Annotated in this window: 18 protein-coding genes; 5 read left to right on the top strand and 13 right to left on the bottom strand. The window is 67.8% G+C overall.

Annotated features, from left to right (window positions below):
- Window positions 1–3: 3 nt before the first annotated feature.
- On the bottom strand, window positions 4–1,461 hold the full coding sequence (locus tag AU187_RS19250; RefSeq protein WP_059102141.1) for a sugar porter family MFS transporter: 1,458 nt from the start codon (window positions 1,459–1,461) through the stop codon (window positions 4–6).
- Between the two features lie 56 nt (window positions 1,462–1,517).
- Window positions 1,518–2,201, bottom strand: coding sequence for an HAD family hydrolase (locus AU187_RS19245; protein ID WP_059167186.1), 684 nt, complete (start codon window positions 2,199–2,201; stop codon window positions 1,518–1,520).
- A gap of 39 nt (window positions 2,202–2,240) precedes the next feature.
- Here AU187_RS19245 and AU187_RS19240 point away from each other — a divergent pair, with 39 nt between their 5' ends.
- Complete coding sequence (locus AU187_RS19240) at window positions 2,241–3,050, top strand: NmrA family NAD(P)-binding protein (RefSeq protein ID WP_059167185.1); 810 nt, start codon at window positions 2,241–2,243, stop codon at window positions 3,048–3,050.
- Between the two features lie 13 nt (window positions 3,051–3,063).
- Here AU187_RS19240 and metH read toward each other — a convergent pair whose 3' ends face one another.
- Window positions 3,064–6,789, bottom strand: coding sequence for a methionine synthase (gene metH, locus AU187_RS19235; RefSeq protein ID WP_156442389.1), 3,726 nt, complete (start codon window positions 6,787–6,789; stop codon window positions 3,064–3,066).
- Window positions 6,790–7,018: 229 nt separating this feature from the next.
- On the bottom strand, window positions 7,019–7,165 hold the full coding sequence (locus tag AU187_RS25545) for a hypothetical protein (protein ID WP_156442388.1): 147 nt from the start codon (window positions 7,163–7,165) through the stop codon (window positions 7,019–7,021).
- Between the two features lie 105 nt (window positions 7,166–7,270).
- On the opposite strand from AU187_RS25545, the gene AU187_RS19230 reads away from it, so the two are divergent.
- The gene (locus AU187_RS19230) at window positions 7,271–8,170 is read left to right on the top strand and encodes a PAC2 family protein (RefSeq protein WP_059102314.1); all 900 of its coding nucleotides are present in this window, start codon (window positions 7,271–7,273) and stop codon (window positions 8,168–8,170) included.
- Here AU187_RS19230 and AU187_RS19225 read toward each other — a convergent pair.
- From AU187_RS19225 to AU187_RS19190, 8 genes are read right to left on the bottom strand one after another with little or no spacing between them, the layout of a single operon-like run.
- Window positions 8,167–9,048 carry an SDR family oxidoreductase gene (locus AU187_RS19225; RefSeq protein ID WP_059167183.1) on the bottom strand — a complete coding sequence of 294 codons (882 nt, stop codon included), beginning with the start codon at window positions 9,046–9,048 and terminating at the stop codon, window positions 8,167–8,169. The two genes, AU187_RS19230 and AU187_RS19225, sit on opposite strands and share 4 nt — an antisense overlap.
- A 51-nt stretch (window positions 9,049–9,099) precedes the next feature.
- Window positions 9,100–10,338, bottom strand: coding sequence for a cysteine--1-D-myo-inosityl 2-amino-2-deoxy-alpha-D-glucopyranoside ligase (mshC, locus tag AU187_RS19220; RefSeq protein ID WP_059167182.1), 1,239 nt, complete (start codon window positions 10,336–10,338; stop codon window positions 9,100–9,102).
- A gap of 58 nt (window positions 10,339–10,396) precedes the next feature.
- Window positions 10,397–11,176, bottom strand: coding sequence for a 3'(2'),5'-bisphosphate nucleotidase CysQ (locus AU187_RS19215; protein WP_059167181.1), 780 nt, complete (start codon window positions 11,174–11,176; stop codon window positions 10,397–10,399).
- Window positions 11,177–11,179: 3 nt separating this feature from the next.
- The gene (locus AU187_RS19210; protein ID WP_059167180.1) at window positions 11,180–12,013 is read right to left on the bottom strand and encodes an SCO1664 family protein; all 834 of its coding nucleotides are present in this window, start codon (window positions 12,011–12,013) and stop codon (window positions 11,180–11,182) included.
- Window positions 11,997–12,584, bottom strand: a complete 588-nt coding sequence (locus AU187_RS19205) for a DUF3090 domain-containing protein (protein WP_059102133.1) — start codon at window positions 12,582–12,584, stop codon at window positions 11,997–11,999. Before AU187_RS19205 ends, AU187_RS19210 begins: the two co-directional genes overlap by 17 nt.
- A 46-nt stretch (window positions 12,585–12,630) precedes the next feature.
- A complete protein-coding gene (locus AU187_RS19200) occupies window positions 12,631–13,347 on the bottom strand; it encodes a histidine phosphatase family protein (RefSeq protein WP_059167179.1) in 717 nt (238 codons plus the stop codon).
- Complete coding sequence (locus tag AU187_RS19195; RefSeq protein ID WP_059102313.1) at window positions 13,344–14,174, bottom strand: undecaprenyl-diphosphate phosphatase; 831 nt, start codon at window positions 14,172–14,174, stop codon at window positions 13,344–13,346. The genes AU187_RS19200 and AU187_RS19195 overlap by 4 nt, the downstream gene beginning before the upstream one ends.
- A 44-nt stretch (window positions 14,175–14,218) precedes the next feature.
- Window positions 14,219–14,530 (bottom strand): hypothetical protein, encoded by a 312-nt coding sequence (locus AU187_RS19190; protein WP_059102131.1) that lies wholly within the window; start codon window positions 14,528–14,530, stop codon window positions 14,219–14,221.
- Between the two features lie 183 nt (window positions 14,531–14,713).
- Here AU187_RS19190 and AU187_RS19185 point away from each other — a divergent pair, with 183 nt between their 5' ends.
- From AU187_RS19185 to AU187_RS19175, 3 genes are read left to right on the top strand one after another with little or no spacing between them, the layout of a single operon-like run.
- Complete coding sequence (locus tag AU187_RS19185) at window positions 14,714–15,712, top strand: YncE family protein (RefSeq protein WP_502687776.1); 999 nt, start codon at window positions 14,714–14,716, stop codon at window positions 15,710–15,712.
- Entirely contained in the window at window positions 15,709–15,966 is a 258-nt protein-coding gene (locus AU187_RS19180) for a DUF5703 family protein (RefSeq protein ID WP_059102130.1), read from the top strand. Before AU187_RS19185 ends, AU187_RS19180 begins: the two co-directional genes overlap by 4 nt.
- 7 nt (window positions 15,967–15,973) lie before the next feature.
- Complete coding sequence (locus tag AU187_RS19175; protein WP_172800320.1) at window positions 15,974–17,032, top strand: quinone-dependent dihydroorotate dehydrogenase; 1,059 nt, start codon at window positions 15,974–15,976, stop codon at window positions 17,030–17,032.
- On the opposite strand, the gene AU187_RS26045 is transcribed toward AU187_RS19175, so the two are convergent.
- Complete coding sequence (locus AU187_RS26045) at window positions 17,029–17,157, bottom strand: hypothetical protein (protein ID WP_286132064.1); 129 nt, start codon at window positions 17,155–17,157, stop codon at window positions 17,029–17,031. The genes AU187_RS19175 and AU187_RS26045 overlap by 4 nt on opposite strands.
- Window positions 17,158–17,214 lie beyond the last annotated feature (57 nt).

Below are 17,214 nucleotides of genomic sequence, written 5' to 3'. Positions count from 1 at the left end.
GGCTCAGACCGGCTCCTGCTGATGCGGAACCTCGCTGCCCATGTCCTCGAGGTGCTTGCCCTTGGTCTCGGAGACGAACCGCCACACGAACAGCAGCGACAGCACTGCGCAGACGGCGTAGAAGCCGTACGCGATACCCAGCGAAAAATCACCAAGTGCGGGGAATGACGCGGTGATCGCGCAGTTGGCCACCCACTGCGCGGCGGCGGCGAGGCCGAGCGCGGCACCGCGGATGCGGTTGGGGAACATCTCGCCGAGCAACACCCAGACCACCGGGCCCCACGACATGCCGAAGGAGACCACGAACAGGTTGGCGGCGACCAGCGCGATGGGCCCGGCCGCCCCGGTGAGGTGTGGCTGGCCGTCGATCACCGGTGCGGTGCCGAAGACGATCGCCATGGTGCCCAGCGTCACGGCCATGCCGGTCGATCCGAACAGCAGCAACGGCTTGCGGCCGACCTTGTCGATCAGCGCGATCGCGATCAGCGTGGTGACGATGTTCGTCACCGATGTGATCACGGTGATGATGAACGCCTGGCCTTCACCGAAACCGACGGCCTCCCACAACACGTTCGAGTAGTAGAAGATCACGTTGATGCCGACGAACTGCTGAAACACCGACAGCAGCACACCGACCCACACGATGCCGTAGAGCCCGCCGGTGGGCTTGCGCAGATCGCGCCACGACGGCGGCTTCTCCGACTTCAGCGATTCCTTGATGCGGGTGATCGTCAGCTCGAGGTTCTTCTCCCCCAGCAACTTGTTCAGCACCCGCCGCGCCTCCGGAATCCGGTATGTCGCAACGAGATAGCGGGGAGACTCCGGGATCGTGAACGCCAGACCGCCGTAGACCACCGCGGGCACCGCCATCACGAGGAACATCCAGCGCCAAGCCTCCATGCTCAGCCACAGTTCTTCCCGCGACCCGCCCGCGAGATGCGCCAGCAGCGCGTCGATCGCCAGCGAAACGAAGATCCCGGAGACGATGGCCAATTGTTGCAGCGAGCCCAGCCGGCCGCGGATCCGCGGCGGCGAGGTCTCCGCGATATACGCCGGAGCGATCACAGATGCCACGCCGACGCCCAGGCCGCCGACGATGCGGAACATCCCGAACATCCAGACGTTGACCGCCAGGCCGGTGCCGAAGGCGCTGATGAGGAACAGCAGCGCGGCGATCTTCATCACCGACAGCCGGCCGATCTTGTCCGCCAGCCGACCCGCGACGACCGCGCCGAGGGCCGCACCGATCAGCGCGGCCGCGACGGCGACGCCCGTCACGGTCTTGCTGATCTGGAAGTGGTCCTCGACCGCCGATACCGCCCCGTTGATGACCGCGCTGTCATAGCCGAAAAGCAGACCGCCCAGGGCCGCTACGGAGGCGATCCGGACCACGCGGCCACTGTGTTCGGATTCTTCGTAATCCAAACCTGACGAGGGCTCACCGACGGGACCATGGGCCATGTGACACCCTTCCGCAGATTTGGGTGATGGACGTCACATTCAATCACAGACGGGGTTCACGCGCTGCGGTCTTCCCTGCCCGTCGTCAGCTCGCAATGAACGGTGCGTAGATCGGCCGTCCGCAGTCCCACAAGCGAGGAAACGTGGCGTCGCCGCGGCCCGTCGGGCACCGCTACATCGTTGGGCACCACCAGTACCGGGCATCCGGCGCTCTCGGCGGCCGCCGTGCCGGTGACCGAATCCTCGATCGCGAGGCATGCGGCCGGCCCAAGCCCCAGCAACTCCGCCGCTTGCAGATACACGTCGGGGGCGGGTTTGCCGCGGGCCACCTCGTCTCCGCATACGGTAACCGAAAAGTAATGTCGCCCAATGCTGTTCAAAGCGCGGTCGGTCAACGCGCGCTGGGTGTTGGTAACCAGCGCCATCGGAGTTCCTTCGGCGGCAAGGGCTTCCAACAATTCGCGGGCACCGTCGCACCACGGCAGCCCGCCGTCGAACAACTCCGCGGTGTAGTCGTGCAGCCAGCGGTTGGCCTCGGCCACGGCCGTGGGATCCGGATCGAGACCGAGGTCGGCATACACGGTCGCGATGGTGTTCTCGGCCGAGCTGCCCACCAGTGATGCACGCACCTCGGGGGTGAGCCGACCGCCGTGGTGGTCGTACAACGCCGCCAGCGAGATGTCCCAGAGCTTTTCGGAGTCGACGAGCGTGCCGTCCATATCGAACAGGACCGCACGCATGACCCCGATTCTGTCAGAGGGCGCACGTACGGTGAAATCATGACGATTCTTGTGACCGGAGCCACTGGAAACATCGGCCGCCTCGTAGTGGACGAGCTAATTCGTCTGGGCGGCAGTGACATTCCGGACATCCGCGCGCTGACCAAGAACCCCGCAAAGGCGAACCTGTCGGACGAGGTCGCTGCGATCACCGGTTATCTCGGCGACCCGGACACGCTGCCCGCCGCGCTGGAGGGGGTGGAGCGGATGTATCTGGCCCCGTTGCCGTCGACGTTGGACGTCACCCTCGACCTGGCCAAGAAGGCCGGTGTGCAGTACGTCGTCGCGCTGTCCGGCGGCGCGCACTGGCAGGAGCACACGGACACCATCGCCGCATCCGGCCTCGTGAGCACGCAGCTGGGGCCGGGCGAGTTCCTGGAGAACTTCGCCATGTGGTCCGAGCCGATCAAGGCCACCCGGACCGTGCGAGAGCCCTATCCGGAAGTGGTCGAGGCGCCGATTTCGATGTACGACATCGCCAGAGTGGCGGCCACGCTGCTGGTCAAACCGGAGCAGGTGCACTTCGGTCAGACCTACGAGCTCACCGGTCCCGAAGCGCTGACCCGCGCGCAGATCGCCGAACAGATAGGGGCGGGCATCGGCGCCGAGGTGAGGTTCGAGAAGTGCAGCTTGGACGAGGCGCGTGACCGATTGCGGCCGTTGATGGGCGATGAGGTCGACTGGTATCTCAAGCTGATGAAGGACGCCGAGGCGCAGCAGGCCAACCAGCTGGTCGCCGAGCTCACCGGGACGCCCGCGGAGTCGGTCGCCCGCTGGGCCGCCCGCAACGCCGAGTTGTTCCGCTCCTGAACCGACGTGAGGCTCAGTCCTCCGGGTTGTAGCTGAGGTTGGAGCTCAGCCAGCGCTCGGCTTCCTTGAGTGTCCAGCCCTTGCGCTTGGCGTAGTCGGCGACCTGATCCTGGGCCACCCGGCCGACCACGAAGTATTGCGACTGCGGGTGCGAGTAATACCAGCCGCTGACCGCAGCGCCGGGCCACATCGCCATCGACTCGGTCAGTTCGATGCCGGTCCGCCGATGGACGTCCATCAACTCCCAGAGCGTGGCCTTCTCGGTGTGTTCCGGGCAGGCCGGATAGCCGGGGGCCGGGCGGATCCCCACGTACTTCTCGGCGATGAGTGCGTCGTTGTCGAGCTGCTCTTCCGGCTGGTATCCCCAGAACTCCGTGCGGACCCTTTGGTGCATCCGTTCGGCGAACGCTTCCGCCAACCGGTCGGCGATCGACTCCAGCAGGATCGCGCTGTAGTCGTCGAGCGCCGCCTTGAACTCCATGATCTTGTCCTGGCTGCCGAGCCCCGCGGTGACCGCGAAGGCGCCGACGTAGTCCCGGAGGCCCGTTTCTTTGGGGGCGATGAAGTCGCCCAGCGACCGGTTCGGGATGCCGTCGCGGTGCTCGCCCTGCTGGCGCAGGTTGTGCAGCGTGGTGAGCACCTCGGTCCGGGTGTCGTCGGTGTACACCTCGATGTCGTCGCCGACCGCGTTCGCCGGGAAGAACCCGATCACGCCGTTGGCGGTCAGCCACTTCTCCTTGATCAGGGTGTCCAGCATCTCCTGGGCATCGTCGTACAGCTTGCGGGCGGTCTCGCCGGTGGCCGGGTTGTTGAGGATGTCGGGGAAGCGGCCCTTCATCTCCCAGGCGTTGAAGAACGGCTGCCAGTCGATGTACTCGCGCAGTTCGGCGAGGTCGTAGTCGAGAAACTCGCGTACGCCGAGGCCCTGCGCGGGTACCGGCGGCGTGTAGCCGTCCCACTCGATCGGCGTCCGGTTGGCGCGGGCTTTCTCCAGCGTCAGCATCGGCCGCTCGTTCTTCTGGGCGTGCCGTTCGCGAAGGGCGGCGTAGTCCTTCTCGGTGGCCTCCAGCAGCGCCGGGCGCTGCTTGTCGTCCAGCAGCGCGGCAGCGACCGGCACCGAACGGGACGCGTCCTTGACCCAGACCACCGGACCGCTACGACGCGGCGATATCTTTACCGCCGTGTGCGCGCGCGACGTGGTCGCGCCACCGATCAGCAGCGGGATCTCCAGGCCTTCGCGTTCCATCTCGACCGCGAAGTTGGACATCTCGTCCAGCGACGGCGTGATCAGGCCGGACAGCCCGATGATGTCGGCGCCGTGTTCCTTCGCCGCGTCCAGGATCTTCTGCGCGGGCACCATCACGCCGAGGTCGATCACGGAGTAGTTGTTGCACTGCAGCACGACCCCGACGATGTTCTTGCCGATGTCGTGAACGTCGCCCTTCACCGTCGCCATCACGATGGTGCCGTTGGACCTCTCGGCATCGCCCGGCTGCTTCTCCGCCTCGATGTACGGAAGCAGGTACGCCACGGCCTTTTTCATCACCCGCGCCGACTTCACGACCTGGGGCAGGAACATCTTGCCCGAGCCGAAGAGGTCTCCGACGACGTTCATGCCGTCCATCAGCGGGCCCTCGATCACCTCGATCGGGCGACCTCCTGCCGCGGCGATCTCCGCCCGCAGCTCCTCGGTGTCGGCGTCGACGTGGGCGTCGATGCCCTTGACCAAGGCGTGGGTGATCCGCTCGCGGACCGGCAGGCTGCGCCATTCGGCTGCCTTCGGATCCTCCGACTTGTCCGTGTTGTTGAACCGTTCGGCGATCTCCAGGAGCCGTTCAGCGGCATCCTCGCGACGGTTCAGCACGACGTCCTCGATGCGGTCCCGCAGCTCGGGGTCGATCGAGTCGTAGGGCACCAACGCGCCGGCGTTGACGATGCCCATGTCCAGCCCGGCCTTGATGGCGTGGAAGAGGAACACCGCGTGGATCGCCTCGCGGACGGGGTTGTTGCCCCGGAACGAGAACGACACGTTCGAGATGCCGCCGGAGATGTGCACCCCAGGCAGGTTCTCTTTGATCCAGGCGCAGGCCTCGATGAAGTCGATGCCGTACGTCGCGTGCTCCTCGATACCGGTGGCCAGCGCAAAGCAGTTCGGGTCGAAGATGACGTCCTCGGCTGGGAAGCCGACCTCTTCGGTCAGGATCCGGTAGGCACGCCCGCAGATCTCTTTGCGACGCTCCAGGTTGTCGGCCTGCCCCTGCTCATCGAAGGCCATCACGACGACGGCGGCGCCGAACTTGCGGCACAGCCGTGCCTCGCGGATGAACTTCTCCTCGCCCTCCTTCATGGAGATCGAGTTGACGATCGGCTTGCCTTGCACGTTCTTCAGGCCCGCCTCAATGACCTCCCACTTGGAGGAGTCGATCATCACCGGGACGCGGCTGATGTCGGGTTCGGAGGCGATCAGCTTGGTGAACCGGTCCATCGCGGCGACGCCGTCGATCATGCCCTCGTCCATGTTGATGTCGATGACCTGCGCACCGACCTCGACCTGCTGCAGGGCCACCGACAGCGCGGTGTCGTAGTCCTCGGCCTTGATCAGGTTGCGGAACCGGGCGGAGCCGGTGATGTTGGTGCGCTCACCGATGTTCACGAACAGGGAGTTGTCGTCGATGTTGAGCGGTTCCAGGCCCGACAGCCGGGTGGCCACGGGGATCTCGGGCACCTGGCGCGGCGGCTTGCCCTCGACGGCCTTGGCGATTTCGGCGATGTGCGCCGGCGTCGTCCCGCAGCACCCACCGACCAGGTTGACGAAGCCCGCCTCGGCGAAGTCGGCGACGTATCCGGCCTGCCGCTCGGGGGTTTCGTCGTATTCGGCGAACGCGTTGGGCAGGCCGGCGTTCGGGTAGCAGGAGACGAACGTGTCCGCGATGCGCGACATCTCGGCGATGTAGGGCCTCATCTCCGGTGCGCCCAGGGCGCAGTTGAGTCCGACCGCGAGCGGTTTGGCGTGCCGGATCGAGTTCCAGAACGCCTCGGTGACCTGTCCGGACAGCGTCCGCCCGGAGGCATCGGTGATGGTGCCCGAGATGATCACGGGCCAGCGGCGCCCGCGGTCCTCGAACAGCGTCTCGAGCGCGAACACCGCGGCCTTGGCGTTCAGCGTGTCGAAGATCGTCTCGACGAGGATGATGTCGGCGCCGCCGTCGACCAGGCCGTTGGCCGCTTCGAGGTAGGCGGCGACCAGCTGGTCGTAGGTGACGTTGCGGGCTCCCGGGTCGTTGACGTCGGGCGAGATCGACGCGGTCCGCGTCGTCGGCCCCAGCGCCCCGGCGACGTAGCGGGGCCTGTCAGGGGTGCTGACCTCGTCGCAGGCTGTACGGGCCAAGGCCGCGCCGGCGTAGTTCAGCTCGTAGCCGAGCTCTTCCATGCCGTAGTCGGAGAGCGAGACCGCGTTCGCGTTGAACGTGTTGGTCTCGATGATGTCGGCGCCGGCGTCGAGGTACTCGCGGTGGATCGCCTCGATGATCTGGGGCTGTGTCAGGTTGAGCAGGTCGTTGTTGCCCTGGACATCGCTCGGCCAGTCCTTGAACCGCTCGCCGCGATAGCCGGCCTCGTCGGGCCGGTCGCGCTGGATCGCCGTGCCCATCGCGCCGTCGATCACCACGATCCGTTGGCGCAGCGCAGCCGTCAGTTCGTCTGTGCAGTCCGGGCGGATGTTGGGCTCAAAGGCGTTCACGCGCGCTCCTTCCGTAATGGAAGGCGTCCTTGAATCTGCCGAGCGTGGCGGATACCGGCGGAAACCCGGAACCGTTGCAACGCCTCTCGACCAGAAAAGTCTACGTCGTCACCCGATCGACGTCTGGACGCCCGCCTCGTCGCGGCGATCGAAACCGACCCGACCGGCAATCGCGGCGCCGTTGAGCGGCAGCTCACGGACCCTGTCGGCAGTGTCGTCGTCACCAAGGCTAACCAGATTGCAGCCGTACGTATTTCGTCTCGATGAGATCGGCGGCCTGTAACTGTGTCTTCAGCGCGCGGTCGCCGACCATCACCCTGGTCGACGCGGCCCCGAGCAAATCGGTGTCGCCTGCGCGATCGCCAGCATCAGCCACGCATACAGGGTAGTCGCCGCATCAAATCACCCCGTGTGGCGATGGCGCTCGAACCCGCCGCACAGGGCTTACGCTGGCGTTGTGACCTCTTCGGATGCGAGCGGCATGCCAGATGGTCTTCGCGCAAGCGGCTCATCTGAAAACCGCCCGGGCCTGCCCGAACTGAACGACGCGATCGTCGTCGCAGCTTTCGAAGGCTGGAACGACGCCGGTGATGCGGCCAGCGATGCTCTGGAGCACCTGGACGCCATCTGGGAGGCCGACACGATCGTCGAGATCGACGACGAGGCGTACTACGACTACCAGGTGAACCGGCCGGTGATCCGGCTGGTCGACGGGGTGACCCGCGAACTGGTGTGGCCGTCGATGCGGATTTCGCACTGCCGCCCGCCCGGATCCGACCGCGACATCGTGTTGATGCACGGCGTCGAGCCCAACATGCGCTGGCGCACCTTCTGCGCCGAGCTGTTGGCGATCGCCGACAAGCTCAACGTCGCGACCGTGGTCATCCTCGGCGCCCTGCTGGCCGACACGCCGCACACCCGCCCGGTGCCCGTGTCGGGAGCGGCCTACTCGTCGGACACCGCCAAGGTGTTCGGGCTGGAGGAGACGCGGTACGAAGGGCCGACCGGCATCGCCGGGGTGTTCCAGGATGCCTGCGTGCAGGCGGGTATCCCCGCCGTGACGTTCTGGGCCGCGGTGCCGCATTACGTCTCCCAGCCACCGAACCCCAAAGCAACCGTGGCGCTGCTTCGCCGTGTCGAGGATGTGCTCGACATCGAGGTGCCGCTGGCCGATCTGCCGTCGGCGGCCGAGGAGTGGGAGCAGGCGGTGTCGGAGATGACCGCCGAGGACGACGAGATCGCCGAGTACGTGCATTCACTGGAGGAACGCGGCGACGCCGAGGTCGACATGCACGAGGCGCTCGGCAAGATCGACGGGGACGCGCTGGCCGCGGAGTTCGAGCGCTACCTGCGTCGTCGAGGTCCCGGCTTTCGCGGCTAACCCCGCTTTTCCAACGCTTCGGTGCGTGCGCTCATCGAACGGCCGAGCGCGGCCACCTCCGCATCCATCTTCGGCAACAGTTCGGGCACCGACTTGAGAGTGGCGCGCTCCCCCAGCCGCGACGACAACACCGGCTTGAGGAAGCGCAGCAGGCCCACGAAACGCGGGCAGTTGATCTGTCGTTTGCGCTCCTCGATGCCCTTGACGAACAGCTCCCCGCACTTCTGCACCGAGGTGGTCTTGCCCAGCGGCCCGGGTAGCGAGTCCAGCATCTCGCGGGCGCTCGCCAGATCCGCCTTGCTCTCCTGCACCAGCGGCGTGTCGATCCACAGCATGTGCGCCGACCCGACGTCGACACCCTGATGCGCCACCTCCAGACGCAATGCGTTGGCGAAATGCTCGACAGCGGCCTTGGAAGCGTCGTAGGGCGCCATGCCGGCAGACGCCGCGTAGGCCGCCGCCGAGGACACGATCAGCACGTAGCCGCGTCTGTCGATGACGGACGGCAGCGCGGCCCGCACGGTGTGGAACACGCCGACGACATTGACGTCGATGAGCGTCCGAAATGCCTGGGGGTCGACCTGCAGCACCGAACCGTAGGTCGCGATGCCCGCATTGGCCATCACGATGTCGATGCCGCCGAACCGCTCGACGCCCTCGGCGACGGCGGATTCCATCGCGGCCAGATCGCGCACGTCGGCGACGACGGTCAGCACGCCCTCGTTGCCGAGCTTGGCGGCGACCTGCGCCAGCCTGTCACCGTCGAGGTCGGTCAGCACGAGCTTGGCGCCCTTGTGGTGCAGGCGGCGCGCCACCTCTTCCCCGATCCCGTTGGCGCCACCGGTGATCAGCGCGACTTTCCCGTTCACAGAACCCATGGCCGTCAACGTACCCGGGACGGCGCCGCGGCGGGCGGGGTCTCGGCGGTTCTACAGCCGGATGCCGAGCAGCGCGTCGACGGCGGTGGCCACCGTGCCGCCCGCATCGGGATCGTGGCCGCCGTAAGTCAACGCGTCGGTGCTCCAACCATCCAGAGCCGCAAGCGCTTTCGGGGTGTCGAGATCGTCGGCGAGATAACGGCGCACCCGGCCGACGACGTCGGTCGCGTCCGGCGCGGCGGGCAACGCCACCGCGGAGCGCCAGCGGTCCAGCCGCTCGACGGCCTCGGCGAGCACCGCGTCGCTCCAGTACCTGTCGGAGCGGTAGTGACCGGCGAACAGCCCCAACCGGATCGCCGAAGGGTCGACGCCGTCGGCGCGCAGCCGCGACACCAGCACCAGGTTGCCCCGGCTCTTGCTCATCTTGTGGCCGTTCCAGCCGATCATCCCGGCATGGACGTAGTGACGGGCGAATCTCCGTTCGCCGGTGAGGGATTCGGCGTGAGCGGCCGAGAACTCGTGGTGCGGGAAGATCAGGTCGCTGCCGCCGCCCTGGATGTCGAGGCCCGTGCCGATCCGGCTCAGCGCGATCGCGGCGCACTCCACGTGCCAACCGGGGCGGCCCGGCCCGAACGGCGACGGCCAACTCGGCTCCCCCGGTCGTTGCGCCCGCCACAGCAGCGCGTCGAGTTCGTCGCCCTTTCCGGGACGGTCGGGGTCGCCGCCGCGCTCGGCGAACAACCGCCGCATGGTGTCGCGGTCGTAGCCGGACTCGTAACCGAACTGGGCGGTGGCGTCGGCGCGGAAATAGACGTCGGGGTATTCGGCGTCCTCGACGACGTAGGCCGCACCCGAGGCCAGCAGCTTCTCGACGACCTCGATGACCTCGGCGATGGCATCGGTGGCCGCGACGTAGTCGTGCGGGGGCAGCACCCGCAGCGCCGCCATGTCCTCACGGAACAGGTCGGTCTCCCGGTCGGCGAGCTCACGCCAGTCGACCCCGTCGCGCTGCGCGCGCTCGAACAGCGGATCGTCGACGTCGGTGATGTTCTGCACGTAGTGCACCCGGTGGCCGGCGTCCAGCCAGATGCGGTGCACGAGGTCGAACGCAAGGTAGGTGGCGGCGTGGCCGAGGTGGGTGGCGTCGTACGGCGTGATGCCGCACACGTACATGGTGGCCGTGTCGCCGGCGCTGACGGGGCGCACCTGCCGGTCGGCGCTGTCGTAGAGGCGTAGCTGCGGGCCGCGGCCCGGCAGCGCCGGGACGACGGGTGCCGGCCACGGATTCATAGCCTCGACTCTAAGCATCGCCGTGATCGACAAGGGCGGCGCCTGTTTCATTCCCGGTTCAACCCCTCCCGCGGCTCCGATACGCCGAGAGAATGCCCTCGAGCAGCGGTTCACTCAGTTCCGGCCGACACATCAGCAGGTCGGGCAGGTAGGGGTCGCGCCGGTTGTAGATCAGCTCGGAGCCGTCCAGCCGCGACGCATGCAGGCCGGCCGCCTGCACGACCCCGGCCGGTGCCGCCGAATCCCACTCCCACTGGCCGCCGGCGTGCAGGTAGGCATCGACGTCGCCGCGCACCACGGCCATCGCCTTGGCCCCCGCGGACCCGATCCGCACCAGCTGGATGTCCATCCGATCTCGCAACCACCACAACACCGGCGGCGGCCGGTTGGCGCTTGCCGTGATCAGGATCGGGCCGTCGGCGCGTGGCGGCGGCGGTTCCACGGTGTCGCTGCGGTAAACCTCGTTGCGAGCCGGCAGCGCGACGGCCGCGTCGGTGATGCGGCCGTTGGGGCTGCCGTCGCGTTGCCAGAGCGCGATGTGCACCGCCCAGTCCGTGCGGCCCGGCAGCGAGAACTCCCAGGTGCCGTCGACGGGGTCGACGATCCAGACCCGGTCGGCGTGCACCCGCGACACGTCGTCGACGGCCTCCTCGGAGAGCACCGCATCGTCGGGTCGACGTTCGCGCAGGCGCTGCAGGATCAGCTTGTTGGCCTGCATATCGCCGGCGTCACCGAGGTCGTACGGGTCGTAGAAACCGAGCTCCTCACGCACCTGCAGCAGCAGTTCGCCTGCCTCAACGGCCACCTCGGCGGCCAGCGCCGCATCGGTCTGGGTCATCGATCAGAACGCCGGCCACGGGATGGGGCGGTGCCGGTCGGGCGTCGGCATCACCGGATCGTCAAGTAGCGCAATGGTTCTCGCGAGCAGCGCGGCGACCTCGCGTTCGGTGATGTGAACGCACAGCTGGTCGGCGAGCCCGTCGCGCAGTTGATCGCGCAACGCTGCCACCGCCTCCAGCGTCTGGTCGTCGACGGGTTTACCGGCCCAGCCCCACAACACGGTGCGCAGCTTGTCCTCGACGTGCAGCGTGACCCCGTGGTCAACGCCGTACACGCGCCCGTCCACCTCGCACAGGATGTGGCCGCCCTTGCGGTCGGCGTTGTTGACCAGCACGTCGAACACCGCCATCCGGCGCAACCGGTCGTCGTCGGCGTGGACCAGCACGACCTCGCCGCCCGCGTAGTCGTAGGCCTGCAGGATGGGCAGGAACCCCGGAGGGACCCTGCCGGCGGGCAACAGATCGATCAGCTCGCGCCCCGTCGGCTTTTCGTCTTCGATCTCGTCGCCCGGCTGGTCCACCCACAGCTGCACCATGCCCTCGCCGGCGGGCCCGGGCCGAATAATGGTGTGGGGCACCAGGTTCCAACCCAACGCCGCCGACACCAGGTACGCGCCGCGTTCTCGGCCGGCCAGCGTGCCGTCGGGGAAATCCCACAGCGGCGCCTCGCCGGCGATCGGCTTGTAGACGCAATGCACTTGCTGCTCACCGAGATTCGCTTCGCACAGGAACGTCGCGTTGCTCGCCGAGCGGATGCGCCCGATGACGGTGAGCTCGCCGCGCTGCAGGACGTCTTCGCAAGCGGCGTCGGGCCCGCGGTCAGATGTCGACGTCATCGTCGGACTCGGCGAAGGCGCCGCGCCGGTAGCCGTTGGTGCGCACGCAGATGTGACCGTCGGGGTCCAGCGGCTCGTCACACAACGGGCAGGGCGGTCGGCCTGCCGAGATGACCCGGTTGGAGCGCGTCGCGAACTCGCGTGCGGATTCGGGCGTGAGGAAGACGCGCACGGCGTCGGGCCCTTCCTCCGCGTCGTCGAGCACCACCGATGCGTCGAATTCGGTTTCCGACACCGCGAGCAATTCGACGACGACGGTCTGCGCCTCGGAGTCCCAGCCCAGTCCCATCGTCCCGACCCGGAACTCGGCATCGACCGGGGTGATCAACGGGCTCAGGTCCTCGACCTCACCGGTGTCCGGCGGGATCGGGGTGCCGAACCGGCGGTTGATCTCGAGCAGTAGCGCGGCAATCCGCTCGGCGAGCACGGCAACCTGCTGCTTCTCCAGCACCACCGACACCACGCGCTTGTCGTGAACGGCCTGCAGGTAGAAGGTGCGGTTGCCGGGCTGGCCGACGGTCCCGGCCACGAAGCGGTCGGGTGTGCGGAAGACGTGAATTGCGCGGGCCATGGCACTTTCCAAAATACCGGTTAGGGCTTGTCAGCCGTAATCGCGACTAGCCGGTCGACCCGCCCACGACGGCATCCTCCGGAGGCACCTCCCCCTCTCCGGAGTCGGCCCGGCCGTCGGTCTGGGCCGGTTTGGGGCGCAGCCCGGCCGTCAGTTGGTCACCGGTGTGGTTGACGTGGATCACAAACGGTCGCACCGCCGTGTACCGGATCACGCTCATCGACCCGGGGTCGGCGGTGATGCGCTGGAAGCTGTCGAGATGGGTGCCGAGCGCGTCGGCGACGACGGCTTTGATCACATCGCCGTGGGTGCAGGCCAGCCACAGCACGTCGCCCTCGTGTTCCTCCGCCAGCCGACGGTCGTGCTCGCGTACCGCGGCGACCGCGCGGGCCTGCACCTGCGCAAGGCCCTCGCCGTCCGGAAAGACAGCGGCGCTCGGCTGGTGTTGCACCACCGTCCACAACGGCTCCTTGACCAGATCGGCGATCTTGCGGCCGGTCCAGGCTCCGTAGTCGACCTCGGCGATGCGGTCGTCGACGATCGGTGTCACGCCCAGCGCAGCGGCCAGGGGTTCCACGGTCCGTTCGCACCGCAGCAACGGCGAGCGCACGATCGCACGGATCGGCAGCGAGCCGACCCTGGCCACAACCGCCTGCGCCTGTTCACGCCCCTTGTCGTCGAGGTCGACGCCCTCGGAGCGGCCCGCCAGCGTGTGCGCGGTGTTCGAGGTCGAGCGGCCGTGCCGCAACAGGATCACCGTCATGTCGCGGCCACCACTCCGGTGCCCAACAGGGCCAGCACCACCGCGCCCAGCACCACGCGGTAACCGACGAACCAGTACATGCTGTGCCGGACCAGGAACCGCAGGAACCATGCCACCGCCGCGAACCCGACGACGAACGCGATCACCGTCGCTACCAGCAACTGGGGCCCGCTGGCGCTCATGCCCTCACCGACGGGATGGAAGGCGTCGGGCAGCGAGAACAGCCCGGAGGCGAACACCGCCGGGATGGCGAGCAGGAAGCCGAACCGGGCCGCGAGTTCGCGGTTGAGGCCGAGGAAAAGGCCCGCGCTGATCGTCGCGCCCGAGCGGGACACGCCGGGCAGCAGCGCGAGGCACTGCGTGAGGCCGACGACGATGCTGTCCTTCCATGTCAGCTGCTCGACGTTGCGGATCTGCCTGCCGAAGTACTCGGCGGCGGCGATGACGGCCGAGAACACGATCAACGCGATCGCGATCGCCCAGAGATTGCGTGCGCCCGTGCGGATTTCGTCTTTGAACAACAGCCCGAACACCCCGATCGGGATGGTGCCGATGATCACGTACCAACCGAGCCGGTAATCGGCGGTGCGCTGGGTGGCGACGAAGAGCCCGTGGAACCAGGCCTTGATGATGCGGCCGATGTCTTTTGCGAAGTACAGCAGCACCGCGAACTCGGTACCGAGCTGGGTCACGGCGGTGAACGACGCCCCCGCGTCGTCGGCGAAGAACACGCGCGAGGCGATCGCGAGATGCGCCGAGGACGAAACGGGCAGAAATTCGGTCAGCCCCTGCAGTACCGCGAGAACGACCACCTGCACCCACGACATCGCCGGCACGTCCGTCACGACGACGACCGTACCGTGGGCGGCTGTTAGCGCCCGGCGCGCGCCACCGGCTGGGCCGCGGCCACCGCATCCCGGACCGCGGCACCCACGCTGCGCTGGTCGGTGAGGTCGATGTCGGTCAGCTTGCGGGTCGACGTCGCCACCACGTCCTCTGCGCCCGGGACGGGCCCGGTCAGCCGGGGACGATAGATCTCGACGACGAGATTCTGGCGCTCGACGTGGAACGAGAAGCTGCGGCCGTCGCCGAGTTGGCCAAACCCGCTGGCGTGCACACCAGTGGTGATGTCCTCTATAGCAAACTCTTGGGCACCCAAATCACGGTCTGCGGCGAGGGTCATGTTCGCACCATACCTCCGGCCCGCCCGCTACTTGGGAGGGCACGGCGAGCGGCTGGAAACTCCTGGCGAGCCGGCTGCCTAGACTGGCCATTCAGTCGATGTCCCGTACCCACGACCGAGAGCTACCCCTTGCCGCCGTTCATAAACGCCTCGAATCAGCTGGTTCGCGGGATCGTGGTGTCGCTGGCAATTGTCGTGGCCGTCGGCGTGGTCAGTGGCTGTTCGTCCGAGCCCGCGGAGGTGGCACCGCCGACCATCGCGCCCGCGTCGGCCGCTGAGTCGCCACCGGTCACCGGCGGGCCGGACGGCGTGGTGTGGCCGCTGGCGGGCCATGCGCAGGCGGCGATCGTCGACGCGGCGAGCAGCTCGTTGGCGGTGCTGGCCCCGGGCCCGGCCGGCCAGTCGCAGGTCACCGTGTTCTCGAGGGCGGGCGACGTCGTCGCGACGGTGCCGCTGCCCGCCGCCGCGACCGCGTTGACCGGCGACGACGGCGGGCACGCCTATGCCGCGACCCGCGGCGGCTATTACCGGATCGATCTCTCGACGGGTAACGCGACCAGGTCCGACGTCGGCGGACAACCCGACACCGAGTTCACCGCGATCGCCCGACGCGCGGACGGGCGGCTGGTTCTCGGCAGCGCGGACGGTGCGGTGTACACGCTGGGCTCGGACGGCTCGGTGGCCGCACAGCTGAAGATCTTCGCTCGCGTCGATGACCTTGTCACGCAAGGTAATACAGCCGTCGTACTGGATCGCGGGCAGACGTCGGTGACGGCGTTGTCCGACAGCGGCACCGAGCAGGAGCAGGCACTGCGGGCCGGTGAGGGGGCGACGACGATGGTCGCCGACCCCGCCGGCCGGGTGCTGGTCGCCGACACCCGCGGCGACGGACTGCTGGTCTTCGGCACGAACCCGCTGATCCTTCGGCAGCGCTATCCGGTGCCCGAGGCCCCCTACGGCCTGGCCGGGTCATCGACGCTGGCCTGGGTGTCGCAGACGGCGGCGAATACGGTCGTTGGCTACGATCTGGCCACCGGGATCCCCGTCGAGAAGGTGCGATATCGAACCGTGCGGCAACCGAACTCCCTGGCTTATGACGAATCCTCTGGCACGCTGTACGTCGTGTCCGGAGTGGGAGCGGGTGTGCAGGTGATCACCGACGCCGCGGGTGGGCGCCCGTGAGTGCCATTCACCGCGGTCGCCTGCCTGCAGGCTGGGATCAGGACCTCTCCGACGATTACGAATGGATTCCGCTGCGGCTGCCGCCCGATGTGACCCGCGTCAGCGCGTCGACCCGATTGTCCATCGAGGCCGAATACCGGGGGTGGGAACTCACCCGCGTCCGGCTGTACACCGACGGCTCGCGGCGGGTGTTACTGCGGCGCAGGAAGACCGCGGCCGACCGGGTAGGCGTTCCCGAGCAGCCCGCGCTGTGACTCGATGATGTACGGCGCGCTGCGGCGGGCGTTGTTTCTGGTTGCGCCCGAACGGATTCACACCTGGGTGTTCGCCCTCTTGCGCGCCGCCACCTACCTGCCGTGGCCGCGACGCGCGCTGAAACGCTGGTTGGTACCGCGGGATCCGGTGCTGGCTTCCACCGTGTTCGGGGTCAGGTTTCCCGGTCCGCTCGGCCTGGCCGCCGGGTTCGACAAGAACGGCAGCGGGCTCGACACCTGGGGGGCACTTGGCTTCGGGTATGCCGAGATCGGAACCGTGACTGCGCAAGCTCAGCCCGGCAATGACAAACCGCGGATGTTCCGGCTGCCGCAGGATCGCGCGCTGCTGAACCGGATGGGTTTCAACAACCACGGCTCCGGCGAACTTGCCGTGAAGCTGACGCGTCACGTGCCCGACGTGCCGATCGGCGTGAACATCGGCAAGACCAAGGTCACCCCGCCGCAGGAGGCCGTGCAGGACTACGCCACGTCCGCCCGGCTGCTCGGCCCGCTCGCGTCGTTCATCGTGGTCAACGTCAGCTCGCCGAACACCCCCGGATTGCGCGATCTGCAGGCCGTGGAGTCATTGCGGCCGATTCTGACGGCTGTGCTGGCGGAGACGTCGACACCGGTCCTGGTGAAGATCGCGCCGGACCTGTCCGACCAGGACGTCGACGAGATCGCCGATCTGGCAACCGAACTCGGCCTGGCAGGCATCGTCGCAACCAACACCACAGTGTCGCGCGACGGGCTGGCCACGCCTGGCGTCGACGAACTCGGTCCCGGCGGCATCTCCGGACCTCCGGTCGCGCAACGCTCGACGGAGGTGCTGCGCAGGCTCTACCGGCGCGTCGGTGACCGCCTGGTGCTGATCAGCGTCGGCGGCATCGAAACCGCCGACGACGCCTGGGACCGCATCACCTCCGGCGCCTCGCTGCTGCAGGGCTATACGGGCTTCGTATACGGCGGCGGGCTGTGGGCCAAGCGCATTCACGACGGCATCGCCCGCCGCCTACACGAGGGCGGCTTTGCGTCCTTGACCGACGCGGTGGGGTCGGCGGCCTAGCCGGCGCGCTTGCGCTTGCGGATGAACTCACCCGCCTCGGCTTCGCGCTGACGCTTCTCAGCGCGCCGCTCCTTCAGGGATCGTTCGGCCTTCTTCGGGTTCTTGCCCGGTTTCTTGTCAGCCATTGTCGCTCCTTAAGCAGAAGTGGCAATCACTCAACCGCGACCATACGTCAGTTCCCG

Source organism: Mycobacterium sp. IS-1556 (genome assembly GCF_001499985.1).
Lineage (GTDB): Bacteria > Actinomycetota > Actinomycetes > Mycobacteriales > Mycobacteriaceae > Mycobacterium.
The sequence above is the reverse complement of the archived record's forward strand: the minus strand, read 5'-3'. Positions and strand labels throughout refer to the sequence as shown.